Raw genomic sequence first — 17595 nt, 5'->3', positions numbered from 1 at the left:
TGCCCTGATCCGGGTGCTCACGCTCAGATCCGGGCCCTGATCCGGGAGTTGGGTTTTTGTACAAGCTGCTGTTCGACCTCGTCTTCAAGAAGATGGACCCCGAGAAGGCGCACCACCTCGCCTTCTTCTGGATCCGGCTCGCCTCCTCGGTGCCCGGCCTGCGCACGCTGGTGCGGCTGGTGCTCGCCCCGCGTGACCGGGCGCTGCACACCACCGCCCTCGGCCTCGACCTGCCGGGCCCGTTCGGCCTGGCGGCCGGCTTCGACAAGAACGGCGTCGGCATCGACGGCCTGGCGATGCTCGGCTTCGACTACGTCGAGATCGGCACCGTCACCGGCGAGCCCCAGCCGGGCAACCCGACGCCCCGGCTGTTCCGCCTGGTCGAGGACCGCGCGCTGATCAACCGGATGGGCTTCAACAACCAGGGCTCGGCCCGGGTCGCCGCGCGCCTCGCGGCCCGCCCGCACACCAGCTCCACCCCGGTGATCGGCGTCAACATCGGCAAGACCAAGGTGGTCGAGGAGGCCGACGCCGTCGCCGACTACGTCAAGTCCACCGAGCGGCTGGCCAAGTACGCCGACTACCTGGTCGTCAACGTCAGTTCGCCGAACACCCCCGGGCTGCGCAACCTCCAGGCCGTGGACCACCTGCGCCCGCTGCTCTCCGCCGTCCGCGAGGCCGCCGACCGCACCACCGCGCACCACGTCCCGCTGCTGGTCAAGATCGCCCCCGACCTGGCCGACGAGGACGTCGACGCGGTCGCCGACCTCGCCCTGGAACTGGGCCTGGACGGCATCATCGCCACCAACACCACGATCGGCCGCGAGGGCCTGCGCGCCGACGCCGCCCGGGTCGAGGAGATCGGCATGGGCGGCCTGTCCGGCGCCCCGCTCAAGGCCCGCGCCCTGGAGGTGCTCCAGCGCCTGCGCGCCCGGACCGAGGGGCGGCTGACGCTGGTCTCGGTCGGCGGCGTCGAGACCGCCGAGGACGTCTGGCAGCGGATCGTCCACGGCGCGGACCTCGTCCAGGGCTACAGCGCCTTCATCTACGAGGGCCCGTTCTGGTGCCGCCGGATCCACCGGGGCCTCTCCGCCCGGATCAGGGCCGCGGGCTTCCGCGACCTGGCCGCCGCCGTCGGCAGCGCCGTCGACGGCACCAGGGCCGCCTCCTGAACCACCGTGCGGCCCCCGCCGTGCGACGCCCCGTACGAGCCGCGCACGACCTCCGTACGGCCTCCGTGCGGCCTCCCCACGACCTTCCGGAAGGACGACATGACCCTCGCCCCGTTCGGCGCCCGGCTGCGCCAGGCCCTCGACACCCGCGGCCAGCTCTGCGTCGGCATCGACCCGCACGCCTCCCTGCTCGCCGCCTGGGGGCTCGGCGACGACCTCGCCGGCCTGGAGACCTTCAGCCGCACCGTCGTCGAGGCGCTGGCCGACCGGGTGGCCGTGCTCAAGCCGCAGGCCGCCTTCTTCGAGCGCTTCGGCAGCAAGGGCGTCGCGGTGCTGGAGAAGTCCGTCGAGGAGGCCAGGGCGGCCGGCGCGCTGGTCCTGATGGACGCCAAGCGCGGCGACATCGGCTCCACCATGGCCGCCTACGCGGAGGCCTTCCTGTCGCCCGGCAGCCCGCTGTTCTCGGACGCCGTCACGGTCAGCCCGTACCTGGGCTTCGGCTCGCTGCGCCCGGCCCTCGACCTGGCCCGCGCGCAGGGCTGCGGCGTGTTCGCGCTGGCGCTCACCTCCAACCCGGAGGGCCACGAGGTGCAGCGGGCGGTGGGCGCGGACGGCGAGTCGGTCGCGGCCTCGGTGCTGCGGCAGCTGGCGGCGGAGAACGGCGACGCCGCCCCGCTGGGCTCCTTCGGCGCGGTCGTCGGCGCGACGCTCGCCGACGCGGGCGTGGAACTGGCGATCAACGGCCCGCTGCTGGCCCCCGGGATCGGCGCCCAGGGCGCGACGATGGCCGACCTGCCGCGGGTGTTCGGCGCCGCGGTGATCAACGTGGTGCCGAGCGTCAGCCGGGACGTGCTCAAGCACGGCCCGTCGGTGGCGGCCCTGCGCTCGGCGGCCGAGCGGTTCGTCGGCGAGTACGCGGACGCGGTGAAGTAGCGGCGATCGCGGGCGCGAGCCCGTAGCGGGGCGATGACCCTGTGCAGTGTGCGCAGCCCGGCGAGGGTCCCCGGACCCCACCGGAGTTGACGTGAGCGCCGTCACATCGGCGGTGTCAAAGTTTCGCAATCGCGGTCATTTTGCCCTGGAAAGTCCTGGTCGGCCTTGGCTGACCAGGACTTTTCGTGTTCTTTTCCTGACGTGGCGCCGCAATCCGGGTAGTGTCCGGCGATAGGTCATCGGCGAGCCGCGAAACCCGTAGCTCCCGCAGGTCAAGGGCCCTCTGGTTCCCCTTGCGGACGGTGTCCTGGGATCCAAACCAGTCATAGCTCAATCCCTTCCTTCCACACCCTGAGGTGAACGGCGTGGCTCTTCCGCCCCTTACCCCTGAACAGCGCACCGCCGCGCTCGCCAAGGCCGCCGAGGCTCGCCGGGAGCGCGCCGAGGTCAAGAACCGGCTCAAGCACTCCGGCGCCTCCCTGCACGAGGTGATCAAGGCCGGAAAGGCCGAGAACGACGTCATCGGCAAGATGAAGGTCTCCGCACTGCTGGAGTCGCTTCCCGGCGTCGGCAAGGTCCGTGCCAAGCAGATCATGGAACGCCTCGGCATCAGCGAGAGCCGGCGCGTCCGCGGCCTCGGTACGAACCAGATCGCCTCCCTGGAGCGGGAGTTCGGCGGCGGTGCCGCCTGACCGTGCCCCGTGGTCCCGGGAACGTCCGCGATCCGGGATAATCGGTGCATGAGTGAGCGTCCGCGGCTGACCGTGCTCTCCGGCCCTTCGGGGGTCGGCAAGAGCACGGTCGTCGCTCATATGAGGAAGCAGCACCCCGAGGTCTGGCTCTCGGTGTCGGCGACGACCCGGCACCCGAGGCCGGGCGAGCAGAACGGGGTCCAGTACCACTTCGTCGACAACGACGAGTTCGACAAGCTGATCGCCAACGGCGAGCTGCTGGAGTGGGCCGTCTTCGCCGGCAACCGCTACGGCACCCCGCGCTCGGCGGTGCTGGAGAAGCTGGAGCGCGGCGAGCCCGTCCTGCTGGAGATCGACCTCCAGGGCGCCCGCCAGGTGCGCGAGTCGATGCCCGAGGCGCAGCTGGTCTTCCTGGCCCCGCCGAGCTGGGACGAGCTGGTCCGACGGCTGACCGGTCGGGGCACGGAGTCGCAGGACGTGATCGCGAAGCGGCTGGAGGCGGCCAAGGTCGAGCTCGCGGCCGAGCCCGAGTTCGACACGACCCTTGTCAACACCTCCGTCGAGCAGGTAGCGGCCGAACTGCTAGCCTTGCTCGGTGTAGCCTGACCTGTCTGTCTTTTCCATCCTTTCGGAAGGTTTTAGCGTGTCCTCTTCCATGACCGCGCCCGAGGGCATCATCAACCCGCCGATTGACGAGCTGCTTGAGGCCACCGACTCCAAGTACAGCCTCGTGATCTACGCCGCCAAGCGCGCGCGCCAGATCAACGCGTACTACTCCCAGCTCGGTGAGGGCCTGCTCGAGTACGTCGGCCCGCTGGTCGACACCCACGTGCACGAGAAGCCGCTGTCGATCGCGCTGCGCGAGATCAACGCGGGCATGCTGACCGCCGAGGCGATCGAGGCCGCCTGAGGCGGTGCTCCGAAGCTTGTGGAAGGGCCCGGCGGAATCGTTTCCGCCGGGCCCTTCGGCGTTCCCGGGGGCTGTGGGACCGACCGCGGTGCGCGCGGCGGCTGAGGGGCCGTAGGGTGTGCACGTCCCAGGAGTGGAGGAGAGCGGGAGTATGAGCGCGACTTCGGACCGGAGCGGGTCGGCGGACGCGCCGCGCGTCGCCCTCGGCGTCAGCGGCGGCATCGCCGCCTACAAGGCGTGCGAGCTGCTCCGCCGGTTCACCGAGTCCGGCCACCAGGTCACCGTGGTGCCCACCGAGGCCGCGCTGCACTTCGTCGGCGAGGCCACCTGGGCCGCGCTCTCCGGCCGACCGGCCGCCACCGAGACCTGGGAGCGCGTGCACGAGGTGCCGCACGTGCGGATCGGCCAGCAGGCCGACCTGGTCGTGGTCGCCCCCGCCACCGCCGACCTGATCGCCAAGGCCGCCCACGGCCTCGCCGACGACCTGCTCACCAACACCCTGCTCACCGCCCGCTGTCCGGTCGTCCTGGCGCCCGCCATGCACACCGAGATGTGGGAGCACCCCGCCACCCGGGACAACGTCGCCACGCTGCGCCGCCGGGGCGTGATCGTGCTGGAGCCGGCCGTCGGGCGGCTCACCGGCAAGGACACCGGCAAGGGGCGGCTGCCCGAGCCGTCCGCGATCTTCGACGCCTGCCGGGCCGTGCTGCGCCGGGGCGGGGCCGCCCCGACCGACCTGGCGGGCCGGCACGTGGTGGTCTCGGCCGGCGGCACCCGCGAGCCGCTGGACCCGGTGCGCTTCCTGGGCAACCGCTCCTCCGGCAAGCAGGGCTACGCGCTCGCCGTGACGGCCGCGGCCCGTGGGGCGCGCGTGACGTTGGTCTCGGCCAACGCGGAGCTCGCCGACCCGGCCGGGGTCGACGTGGTGCACGTCTCGACCGCGCTGGAGCTGCGCGAGGCGGCGCTGAAGGCGGCCGCGTCGGCCGACGCCGTGGTCATGGCCGCGGCCGTGGCGGACTTCCGGCCCGCCGAGTACGCCAGCGGCAAGATCAAGAAGGTCGAGGGGGTCGAGCCGGCGCCGGTCGCCCTCGTCCGCAACCCCGACGTCCTGGCCGAGCTGGCGGCGCACCGCGCCCGTTCGGGCCAACTCGTGGTGGGTTTCGCGGCGGAGACCGACGACGTGCTCGCCAACGGCCGCGCCAAGCTCGCCCGCAAGGGCTGCGACCTGCTGGTCGTCAACGAGGTGGGCAACGGCAAGGCCTTCGGGACGGACGTCAACGAGGCCGTGGTGCTGGGCTCGGACGGCAGTGAGACGGCCGTTCCGGTGGGCCCGAAGGAGGCGTTGGCGGACGTGGTCTGGGACCTGGTCGTGAAGCGGCTGGAAACGGTCGGCGACTGATCGAGCCCTGCTGGAGATCGGTCGCGATTTCCGGAAGCGGGTGACGTTCGGCGGAGGCATCCCGTTAGACTCCAGGAATCAAGTCTTTCCGGATGTCCCCGGTTCGCCGGGGGCCTTCAGTCAGCAGCCGCTGCAACCCCAGGGAGCGCTGTGTCTCGCCGCCTGTTCACCTCGGAGTCCGTCACCGAGGGACACCCCGACAAGATCGCTGACCAGATCAGCGACACGATCCTTGACGCTCTCCTCCGGGAGGACCCGACCTCCCGGGTCGCCGTGGAGACGCTCATCACCACCGGCCAGGTGCACGTGGCCGGCGAGGTGACCACCAAGGCGTACGCGCCGATCGCCCAGCTCGTCCGGGACAAGATCCTGGAGATCGGCTACGACAGCTCCAAGAAGGGCTTCGACGGCGCCTCCTGCGGCGTGTCGGTGTCCATCGGCGCGCAGTCGCCCGACATCGCCCAGGGCGTCGACACCGCGTACGAGGCTCGGGTCGAAGGCGACGAGGACGACCTGGACAAGCAGGGCGCCGGCGACCAGGGCCTGATGTTCGGCTACGCGTCCGACGAGACGCCCGAGCTGATGCCGCTGCCGATCACCCTCGCGCACCGCCTCTCGCGCCGCCTGACCGAGGTCCGCAAGAACGGGACCATCCCGTACCTGCGCCCCGACGGCAAGACCCAGGTCACCATCGAGTACGACGGCGACAAGGCCGTCCGCCTCGACACCGTGGTGGTCTCCACCCAGCACGCCAGTGACATCGACCTGGAGTCGCTGCTCACCCCGGACATCCGCGAGTTCGTGGTCGAGCCCGAGCTGAAGGCGCTCGCCGAGCAGGGCATCAAGCTCGTCACCGAGGGCTACCGCCTGCTGGTGAACCCGACCGGCCGCTTCGAGATCGGCGGCCCGATGGGCGACGCCGGCCTCACCGGCCGCAAGATCATCATCGACACCTACGGCGGCATGGCCCGCCACGGTGGCGGCGCCTTCTCCGGCAAGGACCCGTCCAAGGTCGACCGCTCGGCCGCGTACGCGATGCGCTGGGTGGCGAAGAACATCGTCGCCGCCGGCCTCGCCCGCCGCGCCGAGGTGCAGGTCGCGTACGCGATCGGCAAGGCCGAGCCCGTGGGCCTGTTCGTCGAGACCTTCGGCACCGAGACCGTGCCGGTGCTCACCATCCAGAAGGCCGTCACCGACGTCTTCGACCTGCGCCCGGCCGCGATCATCCGCGACCTGGACCTGCTGCGCCCGATCTACTCCCAGACCGCTGCGTACGGCCACTTCGGCCGTGAGCTGCCCGACTTCACCTGGGAGCGCACCGACCGGGTGGAGCAGCTGAAGGCGGCCGTGAAGGGCTGAACGGCCTGATCGTCCGGAAGCGGCGCCTACCCCGGGGCGGGGTGGGCGCCGCTTCTGTGCGTTCTGTCGGTGTGACCTGGTAGTACTGGGAGCGATGAGCAGCACAGGGGAGACGGAGAACACGGAGAACGGGGCCGAGCCGGAGCAGCTGGCGTTCATCCGGGAGACGGTCAAGCGGGCCAAGCCCCGGACGTGGCGCGGCGCCAAGCGGGCCGAGCACCTGCCGGTGGCCCGGGTCGTGGTGGACAAGGGCGTGCTCACCATCGACAAGTTCTTCGACTACGAGGTGCCGGCCGCGATGGCCGAGGAGGCCCGCCCGGGCGCCCGGGTGCGGGTGCGCTTCGGCGCGCGCGTGGTGAAGGGCCAGCGCGAGGGAGGGGAACTGCACGACGGGTTCATCGTCGCCCGGCTGGAGAAGAGCGACTTCCCCGGCCCGCTCGCCCCGCTCGCCCAGGTGCTCTCGCCCGAGCCCGTGCTCACCCCCCAGCTGCTCCGGCTCTGCCGGACCGTCGCCGACCGCTACGCCGGCACCCTCGCCGACGTCCTCCAGCTGGCCGTCCCGCCCCGGCACGCCAAGGCCGAGGCCGAGCCCTCGCCGCCGGCGCTCCCGCGCCCCCCGGCCCCCGCCCCCGGGGGCTGGCAGCGCTACCCGGCCGGGCCCGACTTCCTCACCGCGCTGGCCGACGGCGGCGCGCCGCGCGCCGTCTGGGCGGCGCTGCCCGGCCCCGGCTGGCCGTACGAGATCGCGCGCGCCGTCGCCGCCACGCTGTCGGGCGGGCGCGGCGCGCTCGTCGTGCTGCCCGAGGGGCGGTCGGTGGCCCGGGTCGACCAGGCGCTCACCGAACTGCTCGGCGCGGGCCGGCACGTGGCCCTGGAGGCCGACCTCGGCCCGCGCGAGCGCTACCGGCGCTGGCTGGCGGTGAGCCGCGGCTCGGTGCACGCCGTGATCGGCACCCGCGCCACCATGTTCGCGCCGGTGCGCGACCTCGGGCTGGTCGTCGTCTGGTCCGACGGCGACAACAGCCACAGCGACCCGCGCGCCCCGCACCCGCACGTGCGCGAGGTCGCGCTGCTGCGCGCCGCCGACGAGGGCGCGGCCGTGCTGCTCGGCGGCCACGCCGTCACGGTGGAGGGCGCGCAGCTGGTCAGCACCGGGTGGGCCCGCCCGCTGGCGGCCGACCGGGAGACCGTGCGCCGGATCGCGCCGCGGGTGCGGACCGTCACCGACGAGGACCAGCACCGCGACGGCGCGGCCCAGGCCGCCCGGCTGCCCTCGGTGGCCTGGGAGGCCGCCCGGGAGTCGCTGGCCGCCGGGCACCCGGTGCTCATCCAGGTGCCCCGGCGCGGCTACGTGCCCCGGCTGTCCTGCGGGCGCTGCCGCACCCCCGCCCGGTGCCGGCGGTGCGAGGGCCCGCTGGAGGCGCCCGCGGCCGACGCCGCGCTGAACTGCGGCTGGTGCGGGGAGGCGGAGACGGACTGGCACTGCCCCGAGTGCGGCTCGTTCCGGCTGCGCGCCCAGGTGGTCGGCGCCCGGCGCACGGCGGAGGAACTGGGCAAGGCGTTCCCGCGCATCCCGGTGCGCACCTCCGGACGGGACGCGGTGCTGGCCACCGTCCCGGACGAACCGTCGCTGGTGATCTCCACGCCCGGTGCGGAGCCGGTGGTGGACGGCGGCTCCGGGTACGGGGCGGCGCTGCTGCTGGACGGCTGGGCGCTGCTCGGCCGGCCCGACCTGCGGGCCGGGGAGGAGACGCTGCGGCTCTGGCTGACGGCCGCCGCGCTGGTCCGGTCCGCCGAGGAGGGCGGCTCGGTGGTCGTGGTCGCCGAGCCGTCGGCGCGGCCGGTGCAGGCCCTGGTCCGCTGGGACCCGCTGGGCCACGCCGGGCTGGAACGCGACGAGCGGGCGCAGCTGCACTTCCCGCCGGTGTCGCGGATGGCGTCGGTCAGCGGCAGCCCGGCGGCCGTGGCCGACCTGCTGGGGCTGATCCGGCTGCCCTCGGAGGCGGACGTGCTCGGGCCGGTACCGGCCCCGGCCCTGCGCGGGGAGGAACAGGAGCGCGCGCTGCTGAGGGTGCCGCCCGGGCAGGGGGCGGCGCTGGCGGCGGCCCTCAAGGCGGCGCAGATCGCGCGGATCGCGCTGCGGACGCCGGAGGCGGTACGGGTGCGGGTGGATCCGACCGACATCGGGTGAGGCCGGCGGGGGCGGGGTGAGTGGCCACCCCGCCCCGGATGGCGCTGGTCGGACGGCGGCGTCAGCCGCGCAGCGGGATGCCGGTGCGGTCGACCGGGGTGCGGTCGATCGGGGCGCGGTCGATCTGGGTGCGCTCGGGGGTGGTGCGGTCGACCGGGGGGCGGTCCGGGAGGGGGGTGCGGTCGTGGCTGCCGCGCTCCAGGGCGTTGCGGTCGAGGCTGCTGCGGTCCAGGCCGCCCTGGCGGGCCGCCGGGACGGTCGCCGCCAGGCCGCCGGACGGCGCGGCGGGCAGCTCCTCGGAGCGGTCCGGGCGGCTCTGGCCCGGGACGGCGCCGCTGGCGGCGAGGAGCTCGCTGGTCGGGCGGCGCATCCCGTACCGGCGGTGCACGGCCTGCTTGGTGACCCCGAGGGCCGAGCCCACCGAGTCCCAGGAGAAGCCCAGCGCCCGGTCGAACTCGACCGCCGCCGCGACCAGGGTCTCCACGCTCTCCCTCAGCTCCTGCGCCAGGCGCACGGTCGGCGCGGGCGCCCGCCCGTACACGACGAAGCCGGCCGACGTACTGGGCCGGCGCGGACGGTAGACGTTGCCCAACTGGGCGGTGAGCGTCCGCAGCGCGTCGACCTGCCGCCTCACCCGCTCGATGTCCCGCACCAGCAGGTGCAGGCTCGCCCGCGCCCGGGCGTCGTGGTTGATCTGCTCGGCCATGGCCTACGTGCCACCTTCCGTACGGTTCAGCTCGGCCGGGGCGCGGTGTCCCGTGCGCCCGGCCCCGGTCAATCTCACTTGACCAACGCCGAAGCGGGGGCCGGGGTAACGCCGCCGGGCACACTCGGGATATGCCAGAAGCCGCTGCCGGGGTGGGCGAGGGGCGTTCGGGGCGGTGTGAGGGAGGCTCCGAGGGGCGGTGCGAGGGGCCGCGTGAGGGCATGGGCGGCGGGCCCGGTGCGTTGCATAGACTTGCCGGGAACCCGTAGTTGCCCGCAGCCCCGGACCCTCGACGGACAGGAGCCCGTACCCCGTGGCGATCCAGCCGATCCGGCTCTTCGGAGACCCCGTCCTGCGGGCCACCGCCCAGCCGGTGACCACGTTCGACAAGGAACTGCGCACCCTGGTCAGCGACCTCACCGAGACCATGCTCAACGCCCCTGGTGCCGGCCTCGCCGCGCCCCAACTCGGCGTCTCCCTGCGGGTGTTCACCTACCACGTGGACGGCGTCACCGGGCACCTGATCAACCCGGACCTGTCGCTGACCGAGGAGGAGCAGGACGGCCCCGAGGGCTGCCTCTCGCTGCCCGGACTGCGCTACGACACCAAGCGCGCCTACGGCGTGGTCGCCAAGGGCTTCAACATGTACGGCGATCCGGTCACCCTGGAGGGCACCCAGCTGCTCGCCCGCTGCATCCAGCACGAGACCGACCACCTCGACGGCATCATCTTCATCGACCGGCTCGACCGCGAGCAGCGCAAGGCCGCGCTGAAGGCGATCCGCGACGCCGACTGGGGCGGCGCGCCCGCGCCGGTCGTCAAGGTCTCCCCGCACAGCACGTTCGGCGCCGCGCGCTGACCCCTCTGATCCCCAACGTTCTCTTGCAGAAAGGCACTTGATGCGTCTCGTCTTCGCCGGCACCCCCGAGGTCGCCGTTCCCGCCCTGGACGCCCTGCTCGCCTCCGACCGGCACGAGGTCGTCGCGGTGGTCACCCGCCCCGACGCCCCCGCCGGGCGAGGGCGCAAGCTGGTCGCCAGCCCCGTCGCCCAGCGCGCCGAGGAGGCCGGGATCGAGGTCCTCAAGCCGGCGAAGCCCAGCGACCCGGAGTTCGTCGCCCGGCTCACCGAACTCGCCCCCGACTGCTGCCCGGTGGTCGCCTACGGCGCGCTGCTGCGCCCCGGCACCCTGGAGATCCCCAAGCACGGCTGGGTCAACCTGCACTTCTCGCTGCTGCCCGCCTGGCGCGGCGCGGCCCCCGTCCAGCACGCGGTGCTGGCCGGCGACGAGGTCACCGGCGCGGCCACCTTCCTGATCGAGCAGGGCCTGGACTCCGGCCCGGTCTACGGCGTGATCACCGAGGAGATCCGCCCGACCGACACCAGCGGCGAACTGCTCACCCGCCTCTCGGTGTCCGGCGCGCGCCTGCTCACCGCCACCATGGACGGCATCGAGGACGGCTCCCTGCACGCCCTCCCGCAGCCGGCCGAGGGCGTCACGCTCGCCCCGAAGATCACCGTCGAGGACGCCCGCATCGAGTGGAGCCACCCCGCCCTGCGGATCGACCGCGTGGTGCGCGGCTGCGCCCCGGCGCCCGGCGCCTGGACGGAGTTCCGCGGCGAGCGGCTGAAGATCACCGGGCCGGTGAAGCTGCTGACCGACTCGTCCGCCCTGGCGCCCGGGGAGCTGGCCGTGGTCGGCAAGAACAGCGTGCGGGTCGGGACGGGCAGCCACGACGTCGAACTCGGGGAGGTCCGCCCGCAGGGGAAGAAGGAGATGCGGGCGGCGGACTGGGCGCGCGGGGCGCGGCTGGAGTCCGGGGAGCGCTTCGGCTCCGAGGGCTGAGGCTCAGGTTTAGCGTTACTGTTCGTCTGATAACCACCGATAACCACCGCAGCACCTTGAGGCACCCTGTGACCACCCCCAGCGCCCAGCGCGCCCCCCGCCCGCACCGCCGCCCGAAGAAGGACCCGGCCCGGATCGTCGCGTTCCGCGCGCTGCGCGCCGTCGACGAGCGCGACGCGTACGCCAACCTGATCCTGCCGTCGCTGCTCCGCGAAGCCGAGCAGAAGGGCATGGACCGGCGCGACGCCGCCCTCGCCACCGAGCTCGTCTACGGCACCCTGCGCCTTCAGGGCACCTACGACGCGATCATCGCCGCCTGCATCGACCGGCCGCTCAGCAAGGTCGACCCGCCGGTCCTGGACGTGCTCTCGCTCGGCGCCCACCAGCTGCTCACCACCCGCATCCCCAGCCACGCGGCGGTCTCGGCCACCGTCGAGCTGGCCCGGGTGGTGCTCGGCGACGGCAAGGCCAAGTTCGTCAACGCCGTCCTGCGCCGGATCAGCGCCCACGACCTGGACGCCTGGATCGAGAAGGTCGCCCCGCCGTACGAGAAGGACGCCGAGGACCACCTCGCCGTCGTCCACTCGCACCCGCGCTGGGTCGTCTCCGCGCTCTGGGACTCGCTCGGCCGCTGGCAGCCCGACGCCTCCGGGCGCAGCGCACTGGAGGACCTGCTGCGCGCCGACAACGAGCGGCCCGAGGTGACCCTCGTCGCCCGACCCGGCCGGATCGACGTCGGCGAACTCGCCGACGCGCTGCCCGAGGCCGAGCCCGGCCGCTGGTCCCCGTTCGCGCTGCGGCTCGCCGAAGGCGGCGACCCGGGCTCGCTGGAGGCCGTCCGGGACAACCGGGCGGGCGTCCAGGACGAAGGCAGCCAGCTGGTCGCCCTCGCCCTGGCCAACGCCCCGCTGGACGGCCCGGACCGGCTCTGGCTGGACGGCTGCGCCGGCCCCGGCGGCAAGGCCGCGCTGCTCGCGGCGCTGGCCGCCGAACGCGGCGCCGGACTGGTCGCGAGCGAGAAGCAGCCGCACCGCGCGCGGCTGGTCGCCCGGGCGCTGGAGGGCAACCCCGGCCCGTACACGGTGATCACCGCGGACGGCACCCGCCCGGCCTGGCGCTCCGGCGGCTTCGATCGGGTGCTGGTCGACGTGCCGTGCTCCGGCCTGGGCGCCCTGCGCCGCCGCCCGGAGGCGCGCTGGCGCCGCCGCCCCGCCGACGTCGCGGCCTTCGGCCCGCTCCAGCGGGACCTGCTGCGCTCGGCGATCGACGCCACCCGGGTCGGCGGGGTGGTCGGGTACGCGACCTGCTCGCCGCACCTCGCGGAGACCCGGGCCGTCGTGGACGACGTGCTGCGGGCCGAGGGCGGCCGGGTCGAGTGGATCGACGCCCGCCCGCTGCTGCCCGGCGTCCCCGCGCTCGGGGACGGGCCGGACGTGCAGCTCTGGCCGCACCTGCACGGGACGGACGCGATGTACCTGGCGCTGCTACGGCGGACGGCGTGATCCGCTGATCCCGTGACCCGGTGGGGGGCCGGGGAGGTCGGTGTGCTCAGCCGGGTGAGGGGGGCTGCGGCCGGGCGGGCGTGGGGCCGGGGAGGTCGGTGAGGAGGGCGTGGGCCTGGGCGCGGAGGCGGTCGACCGGGGGGTCCTCGCAGATCACCTCCAGGCCGAGCCCGCTCGCCTGCCCCCAGTGGTAGTACGACTGGTAGGCGAGGTAGGGCCGGTGGCCGTCGGTGGGGTCCAGCCCGACGGCGAGCGTCGCGAAGTGGGTGCGCTCGTTCTCGGTGCGCTCGAACTCCGTCCGGGAGAGCCGCCATTCGAACTCGTACGGCTCCGGATCGGACGGCAGGTCCAGCAGCGCCTGGGCGAGCCGGCGGACGTCCTCCGGCTCGGCGAACGGGAGCGACTCCGACCAGTGGGGCGCGGCGGCGAGCAGCTCCCAGCCGTCGCCGTTGCGGCTGACGGACAGTGCCCACTCGCCGTCCTGGTCGTGCCAGTGGCAGCTGAGGATCGGATCCATGGTGGTCAACCTCCCTGTGAGGCTTGGCCGTTCGGCTCTCCTCATCGTGGCACACCGGACCGCCGAACGGAGCCTGGCGGCCGGCGGTGGGCGGGGGCGCGCGGGGCTTTCGGGCCGGAGGCGGGGCCGGGGTGGTCAGTCGGTGGCTGGGTCCGGCGCGGGGTGCCAGGGGCGGTCGGCGCGGGTCGGGCGGGCCGCGGCGGTGAGGCCCAGGGCGTACACCTCGCGGTCGGTGGCCGGGTGCGGGACGGGGCCGAGGTACTCGTGGCCGGTCAGGTGGCACCAGGCGGGCAGGTCGAGGGGGGCGGCGGGGTCGGTGGTGTGGATGTGCACCACCGCGCCGGCGGGCAGGTCGGCGATCCGGGCGCGCAGGCGCAGCAGCAGTTGGACGCAGAGCAGGCCGGTGCCGTCGACGGTCAGGTCGGGGGCGGGTTCCTGGCCGGGCTGCTGTCCGGGGGTGTGGGTCATGGGGGTGCTGCCCTTCGAGGTGGTGCGGCGGTGCCGGGGTGCAGGGGTGCAGGGGTGCCGGGCTCAGCCTAGGAGGTGGGCCCGGGCGGGGCGCCGGGAGGGTTCGGAAAGCCGCGCCCTGCTGACGCGCCGCCACGTCGGCGACGCCCCGGCGCTCTGCCTGGCATCCGTCGCTGTCCTGCCCGAGTACCAGCGCACGGGTGCCGGCTCCGCCGCCACCCGTGCCGCCCTGGACGAGGCGCTGATGGCCCTCGCCCTGGACCCGGAGCGGCACCCGTTGCCGTCCGGGACGGTGCGGTACGCGGCGCCGTTCGGGATCTAGCGGTTTCTTAGTCCGGCAGTCCGGCAGTCCGGCAGTTCGACAGTTCGACAGTTCAGCAGTCCGCTGGTTCGTCAGTCGCGGGTTGTGGCCGCCCCCGGCCGTTGGTCGGGGGCGGTGCCGCCGAGGCGGGTGAGTAGGACGGCGAGGCGGCCGAGGTCGTCGGGGCTCCACTGGTCGTCGGCGAAGAGGTCGTCGGCGACCTTCCGGGCCGTGTACAGCATCTCGGTGAGCCGTTCGCGGCCGGTCGGCGTCAGGGCCGCGTAGGCGACCCGGGCGTCGCGGGCCGCCGCCTCCCGGCTCACCAGGCCGATCCGCTCCAGCGGCGCCAGCCCGCGGGTGACGCCCGAGGCGGTGAGGCCGAGGGCCTCGGCGAGGTCGACCCGGCGCATCCGGCCGCCGGGGGCGTGGCCGAGGTGGAGCAGCAGGGTGAAGTCGGACAGGCTCACGCCGTGCAGGCCGCCGAGGCTCGCGTCGAAGCGCTTGGCCACGGCCGCCTGGGCGCGGACCAGTCGCAGGGCGGTGTCCAGCGGGTCGGGCCGGGTGTCCGGGTGTGGGTCGGCCGGGGGGTCGGTCTGCGGGTCGGCCTGCGGGTTCGGGTGCGGGTCGGCGTGCGGGTCTGTCATTGCTACCTCCTTGACCACTCAAGCATACCGGTGCGGAGAGCCGTCAAGGAGGTAGCGGGAGGGGGGGAGGGGGCTAGCCGGCGTTGGCGGCGCGGCGCTGGCGCTTGCCGAGCGGTGCCTGCGAGAGGTCCTCGGCCTGGGACCGCAGGTTCTTGTGGTCGTAGCCGCGCTCGGCCAGCCAGGCCCGCGCCGCCTGCTCGGCCCGCTCGGCGGCCGCCAGGATGTCCTCCTCCGCCTCGCCCGAGTCGAGGAAGCGGAAGGTGAAGGCGGCCCGCGCGCCGAGGTCGTAGCTGAGGTGTCCCTCGGGGGTGAAGGCCGCGCGCAGCACGTCGTGTTCGGGCGCGCGGGCGAGGAGTTCGGCGTGCTGCTCGGCGCTGAGGTCGTCGAAGACGCCGCGCACCATGATGCGGAAGGTTCGAGTGGTCATCCACCGACCATAGGCAGAGCGAGCGGTCGACCGCCAACCCGATTTCGACGCTAGGCGCGTCTGGTGGGCAGGCGGGTGCAGACGGTGCCGGTGGCGAGCTGGGCCGGTTCGGCCTTGAGGGCGTCGAGGGTGAAGTCCGTGGTGAGGGCGCTGATGTCGGCGGTCTGCCGGATGAGGTAGTGGTTGGCGCCGGGGGCTTCGTAGCGGGCGAGGTCGGGGACGACCGGGCGGGCCCGCAGGGCGTATTCGAGGGACTGGTTGGCGTTGGCGGCGCTGTGGTCGCCGGTGCCGTGGACGATCAGGACGCGCCGGCCGGCGAGGTGGTCGACGGGGTCGCCGCTGGGCAGCCAGGGTGCGATGCCGGCGACGCCGACGACGTTGGGGTGCCCGGCGCACCAGAAGGCGGCGCGCCCGCCGAGGGAGTTGCCGATGAGGACGACGGGCACGTCGCCGTAGCGGCGGGCGAGTTCGTCGAGGGCCCAGCGGGTGTCGACGGCGGTGTCGGCGTCGGCGCCGTTCCAGCCGCTGTAGCGGTAGCGCAGCAGGTGGACGGCGAGGCCGTGCGGGCGGCCGCGGTCGGCGAGTTCGGCGGTGAGGTCGCGCAGGCCCAGTTCGGCGACCTTCAGCGGTCCGCGCCGGCTGCGCAGGAACCCGCCGGGCAGCAGCAGGGCGACGCCGTCGACCCGCCCCGTCCCGTCGTCGCCGAGTCGTGGGGTCAGTTGTGCGGTGCGCGGCCGCTGCGCCTGGAACACGCGAAATCCCTCCCTGGTGTCTACCTGCGGATTCTACGGTTCCGCGGGCGGGTCGCGGTGCGCGTGCGGGGGCCGCGGGGCCCGGCCGGTGGCGCGGGTGCGGGGCGTTGGGTGGTCGGCCCAACTCGCCTTCGGGTGCGAGGCGTTGCGGCGAGGTCAGGTGGAGCGGCCCGGCTGGTCGCCGCCGGTGGAGCGGCTCCGGCCGGAGAGCAGGTCCTGCATGCTCGGGAGCTTCCGGCGCTGCGAGCCGGTCGGCGAGCCGGGTTGGGAGCCGGTCTGCGAGCCGGCGGGCGGGGCGATCGAGCGGCGGGGTTCGGGGGCCGGGCCGAGGCCGGCCTTGGCGGCCGCGTCGGCGAGGAAGTCGGAGGCCTGGCGGCGGGCGTTGTCGACCGTGCGGCGCAGGCTCTCGGCGTCGTTGCGCAGCTTGTCGGTCTGCCGGCGCAGCAGGTCGGTGCGCTGTTCGGCCTCGGTGAGCTGCTTGAGGCTGGCGGCCGCCCGGGCGGCGGCCTCCCGTTCGAGTTCCTCGCCGCGCTGCTGGGCCTCGGTGACGATCTGCTGCGCCCGGGCCTCGGCGCGGGCCCGCTGGTCGGCGAGGTCCTGGTCGAGCCGGCGGCGGCGCTGGGCGATGCTGGTCTCGAACTGCAGCGCGACCTGGGCGGCCTGGTCGCGGGTGCGCTGGAACAGCGCGTCCGCCTCCTGCCGGCGGGCGAGGACGTACGGGTCCTCCTCGGCGGCGGGGACGTCCCGGACGGTGGCGTGGTAGCCGGCCGGGGGCCGTTCTGCCTGCTCGGCGAGGCGGAGCAGGCGTTCGGCGACCTGGTCGGCGTGCGGCGGCCGCCGGTCGGGGTCCTTGGCGAGCAGTTCGAGGACGAGGGTGTCGACGTCGGCGGGCAGGCCGGGCCGCAGGGTGCCGGGGGCGGCCGGGTGGACCTCGCCGTGCTGGCGGATGAGTTCGTAGAGGGTGCCGCGGAACGGCGTGCGGCCGGTGAGGAGTTCGTACAGCAGGCAGCCGAAGGCGTAGAGGTCGGAGCGGGCGTCGAGGCCGCCGCTGTCGAAGCGTTCGGGGGCCATGTAGGCGGGGGTGCCGACGATGACGTTGGTGCTGGTGATGCCGTCGTCGGCGGTGCCGACCCGGGCGATGCCGAAGTCGACGACCTTGACCTCGCCGGAGGACTGGATCATCACGTTGGCCGGCTTGACGTCCCGGTGGACGACGCCGGACCGGTGTGCGGTGGCGAGGGCCTGGGAGATCTGGACGGCCCAGGTGAGGGCCTGGCGCAGGGGCAGCGGCCCGTCGCCGAGGTGGCGGCTGAGCGGGGCGCCGTCGAGCAGTTCCATGACCAGGAAGTAGAGCGGCCGACCGGCCTCGTCGTGCCGGCCGAAGTCGTGCACGGTGACGATGGACGGGTGGTTGAGCGCCCCGGCGGTGGCCACCTCGCGGACGAACCGGGCCGCGTCCTTGGGGGTGTTGTTGCTGCCCGGGAGCATCACCTTGACGGCGACGAGCCGTTGGATCCGCGCGTCGCGGGCCTTCCAGACCGCGCCGAAGGCGCCCTCGCCGATCTGCTCGACCAGCTCGTACCGCCCGTCGAGTACGTCGCCCGGCTGCATCCCCGCCCCTTTCGCGCCCCGGTGCCGCGCCCCGGCCCCCGGGCCAACCTACCGCCCCCGGCCGGGAGCCCACCGGGGTGGCCGTGTTCCCGGGGCTGCACGGCAACCGGGTGGGGAGCGGTCGCCGGGCGGGGAGTAGCACCGGGGTCGGTTCGTCGGTGCGGCTG

Annotated in this window: 18 protein-coding genes and 1 pseudogene; 12 read left to right on the top strand and 7 right to left on the bottom strand. The window is 74.2% G+C overall.

Annotated features, from left to right (window positions below; all coding sequences use genetic code 11):
* Positions 1-56: 56 nt before the first annotated feature.
* The 8 genes from OG556_RS05880 to OG556_RS05845 all read left to right on the top strand — a co-directional run bounded on the left by OG556_RS05880 (position 57) and on the right by OG556_RS05845 (position 8656).
* Positions 57-1172 carry a quinone-dependent dihydroorotate dehydrogenase gene (locus OG556_RS05880; protein ID WP_371516184.1) on the top strand — a complete coding sequence of 372 codons (1116 nt, stop codon included), beginning with the start codon at positions 57-59 and terminating at the stop codon, positions 1170-1172.
* A gap of 99 nt (positions 1173-1271) precedes the next feature.
* A complete protein-coding gene (gene pyrF, locus OG556_RS05875) occupies positions 1272-2105 on the top strand; it encodes an orotidine-5'-phosphate decarboxylase (RefSeq protein ID WP_350877835.1) in 834 nt (277 codons plus the stop codon).
* 365 nt (positions 2106-2470) lie between these two features.
* Positions 2471-2797 (top strand): integration host factor, actinobacterial type, encoded by a 327-nt coding sequence (mihF, locus tag OG556_RS05870; RefSeq protein WP_063346755.1) that lies wholly within the window; start codon positions 2471-2473, stop codon positions 2795-2797.
* A 48-nt stretch (positions 2798-2845) separates the two neighbouring features.
* On the top strand, positions 2846-3403 hold the full coding sequence (gene gmk, locus OG556_RS05865; RefSeq protein WP_350877834.1) for a guanylate kinase: 558 nt from the start codon (positions 2846-2848) through the stop codon (positions 3401-3403).
* Positions 3404-3440: 37 nt separating this feature from the next.
* A complete protein-coding gene (gene rpoZ / locus OG556_RS05860; protein ID WP_030240625.1) occupies positions 3441-3707 on the top strand; it encodes a DNA-directed RNA polymerase subunit omega in 267 nt (88 codons plus the stop codon).
* Positions 3708-3858: 151 nt separating this feature from the next.
* Positions 3859-5106, top strand: coding sequence for a bifunctional phosphopantothenoylcysteine decarboxylase/phosphopantothenate--cysteine ligase CoaBC (gene coaBC / locus OG556_RS05855; protein WP_063346753.1), 1248 nt, complete (start codon positions 3859-3861; stop codon positions 5104-5106).
* Positions 5107-5256: 150 nt separating this feature from the next.
* The gene (gene metK, locus OG556_RS05850) at positions 5257-6465 is read left to right on the top strand and encodes a methionine adenosyltransferase (protein WP_371516183.1); all 1209 of its coding nucleotides are present in this window, start codon (positions 5257-5259) and stop codon (positions 6463-6465) included.
* Positions 6466-6559: 94 nt separating this feature from the next.
* Complete coding sequence (locus tag OG556_RS05845) at positions 6560-8656, top strand: primosomal protein N' (protein ID WP_371516182.1); 2097 nt, start codon at positions 6560-6562, stop codon at positions 8654-8656.
* A gap of 152 nt (positions 8657-8808) precedes the next feature.
* Here the strand turns inward: OG556_RS05845 and OG556_RS05840 are convergent.
* Positions 8809-9362 (bottom strand): annotated as a pseudogene (locus tag OG556_RS05840) (hypothetical protein); the annotation flags it as partial.
* A gap of 313 nt (positions 9363-9675) precedes the next feature.
* Here OG556_RS05840 and def point away from each other — a divergent pair.
* The 3 genes from def to OG556_RS05825 all read left to right on the top strand — a co-directional run bounded on the left by def (position 9676) and on the right by OG556_RS05825 (position 12708).
* Positions 9676-10221, top strand: coding sequence for a peptide deformylase (gene def, locus OG556_RS05835; RefSeq protein WP_371516180.1), 546 nt, complete (start codon positions 9676-9678; stop codon positions 10219-10221).
* Between the two features lie 40 nt (positions 10222-10261).
* A complete protein-coding gene (fmt, locus tag OG556_RS05830) occupies positions 10262-11206 on the top strand; it encodes a methionyl-tRNA formyltransferase (RefSeq protein WP_371516178.1) in 945 nt (314 codons plus the stop codon).
* 68 nt (positions 11207-11274) lie between these two features.
* A complete protein-coding gene (locus tag OG556_RS05825; RefSeq protein WP_350877831.1) occupies positions 11275-12708 on the top strand; it encodes a transcription antitermination factor NusB in 1434 nt (477 codons plus the stop codon).
* 46 nt (positions 12709-12754) lie between these two features.
* Here OG556_RS05825 and OG556_RS05820 read toward each other — a convergent pair whose 3' ends face one another.
* Both OG556_RS05820 and OG556_RS05815 read right to left on the bottom strand, forming a co-directional pair.
* Positions 12755-13225, bottom strand: a complete 471-nt coding sequence (locus tag OG556_RS05820) for a hypothetical protein (protein ID WP_371516177.1) — start codon at positions 13223-13225, stop codon at positions 12755-12757.
* A gap of 135 nt (positions 13226-13360) precedes the next feature.
* The gene (locus OG556_RS05815) at positions 13361-13693 is read right to left on the bottom strand and encodes a sulfurtransferase TusA family protein (RefSeq protein WP_371516176.1); all 333 of its coding nucleotides are present in this window, start codon (positions 13691-13693) and stop codon (positions 13361-13363) included.
* On the opposite strand from OG556_RS05815, the gene OG556_RS05810 reads away from it, so the two are divergent.
* Positions 13692-14015: a hypothetical protein gene (locus tag OG556_RS05810; RefSeq protein WP_371516175.1), complete on the top strand. Its 324-nt coding sequence runs from the start codon at positions 13692-13694 to the stop codon at positions 14013-14015. The two genes, OG556_RS05815 and OG556_RS05810, sit on opposite strands and share 2 nt — an antisense overlap.
* A 71-nt stretch (positions 14016-14086) precedes the next feature.
* On the opposite strand, the gene OG556_RS05805 is transcribed toward OG556_RS05810, so the two are convergent.
* The 4 genes from OG556_RS05805 to OG556_RS05790 form a co-directional block, all read right to left on the bottom strand.
* Positions 14087-14638, bottom strand: a complete 552-nt coding sequence (locus OG556_RS05805; RefSeq protein WP_371516174.1) for a MarR family winged helix-turn-helix transcriptional regulator — start codon at positions 14636-14638, stop codon at positions 14087-14089.
* Between the two features lie 73 nt (positions 14639-14711).
* Entirely contained in the window at positions 14712-15065 is a 354-nt protein-coding gene (locus tag OG556_RS05800; protein ID WP_371516173.1) for a DUF6204 family protein, read from the bottom strand.
* A gap of 50 nt (positions 15066-15115) precedes the next feature.
* Positions 15116-15817 carry an alpha/beta hydrolase gene (locus tag OG556_RS05795; RefSeq protein ID WP_371516172.1) on the bottom strand — a complete coding sequence of 234 codons (702 nt, stop codon included), beginning with the start codon at positions 15815-15817 and terminating at the stop codon, positions 15116-15118.
* Positions 15818-15973: 156 nt separating this feature from the next.
* Positions 15974-17428, bottom strand: coding sequence for a protein kinase (locus OG556_RS05790; RefSeq protein WP_371516171.1), 1455 nt, complete (start codon positions 17426-17428; stop codon positions 15974-15976).
* Positions 17429-17595 lie beyond the last annotated feature (167 nt).

The organism is Kitasatospora sp. NBC_01300 (assembly GCF_041435235.1).
GTDB lineage: Bacteria > Actinomycetota > Actinomycetes > Streptomycetales > Streptomycetaceae > Kitasatospora.
The sequence above is the reverse complement of the archived record's forward strand: the minus strand, read 5'-3'. Positions and strand labels throughout refer to the sequence as shown.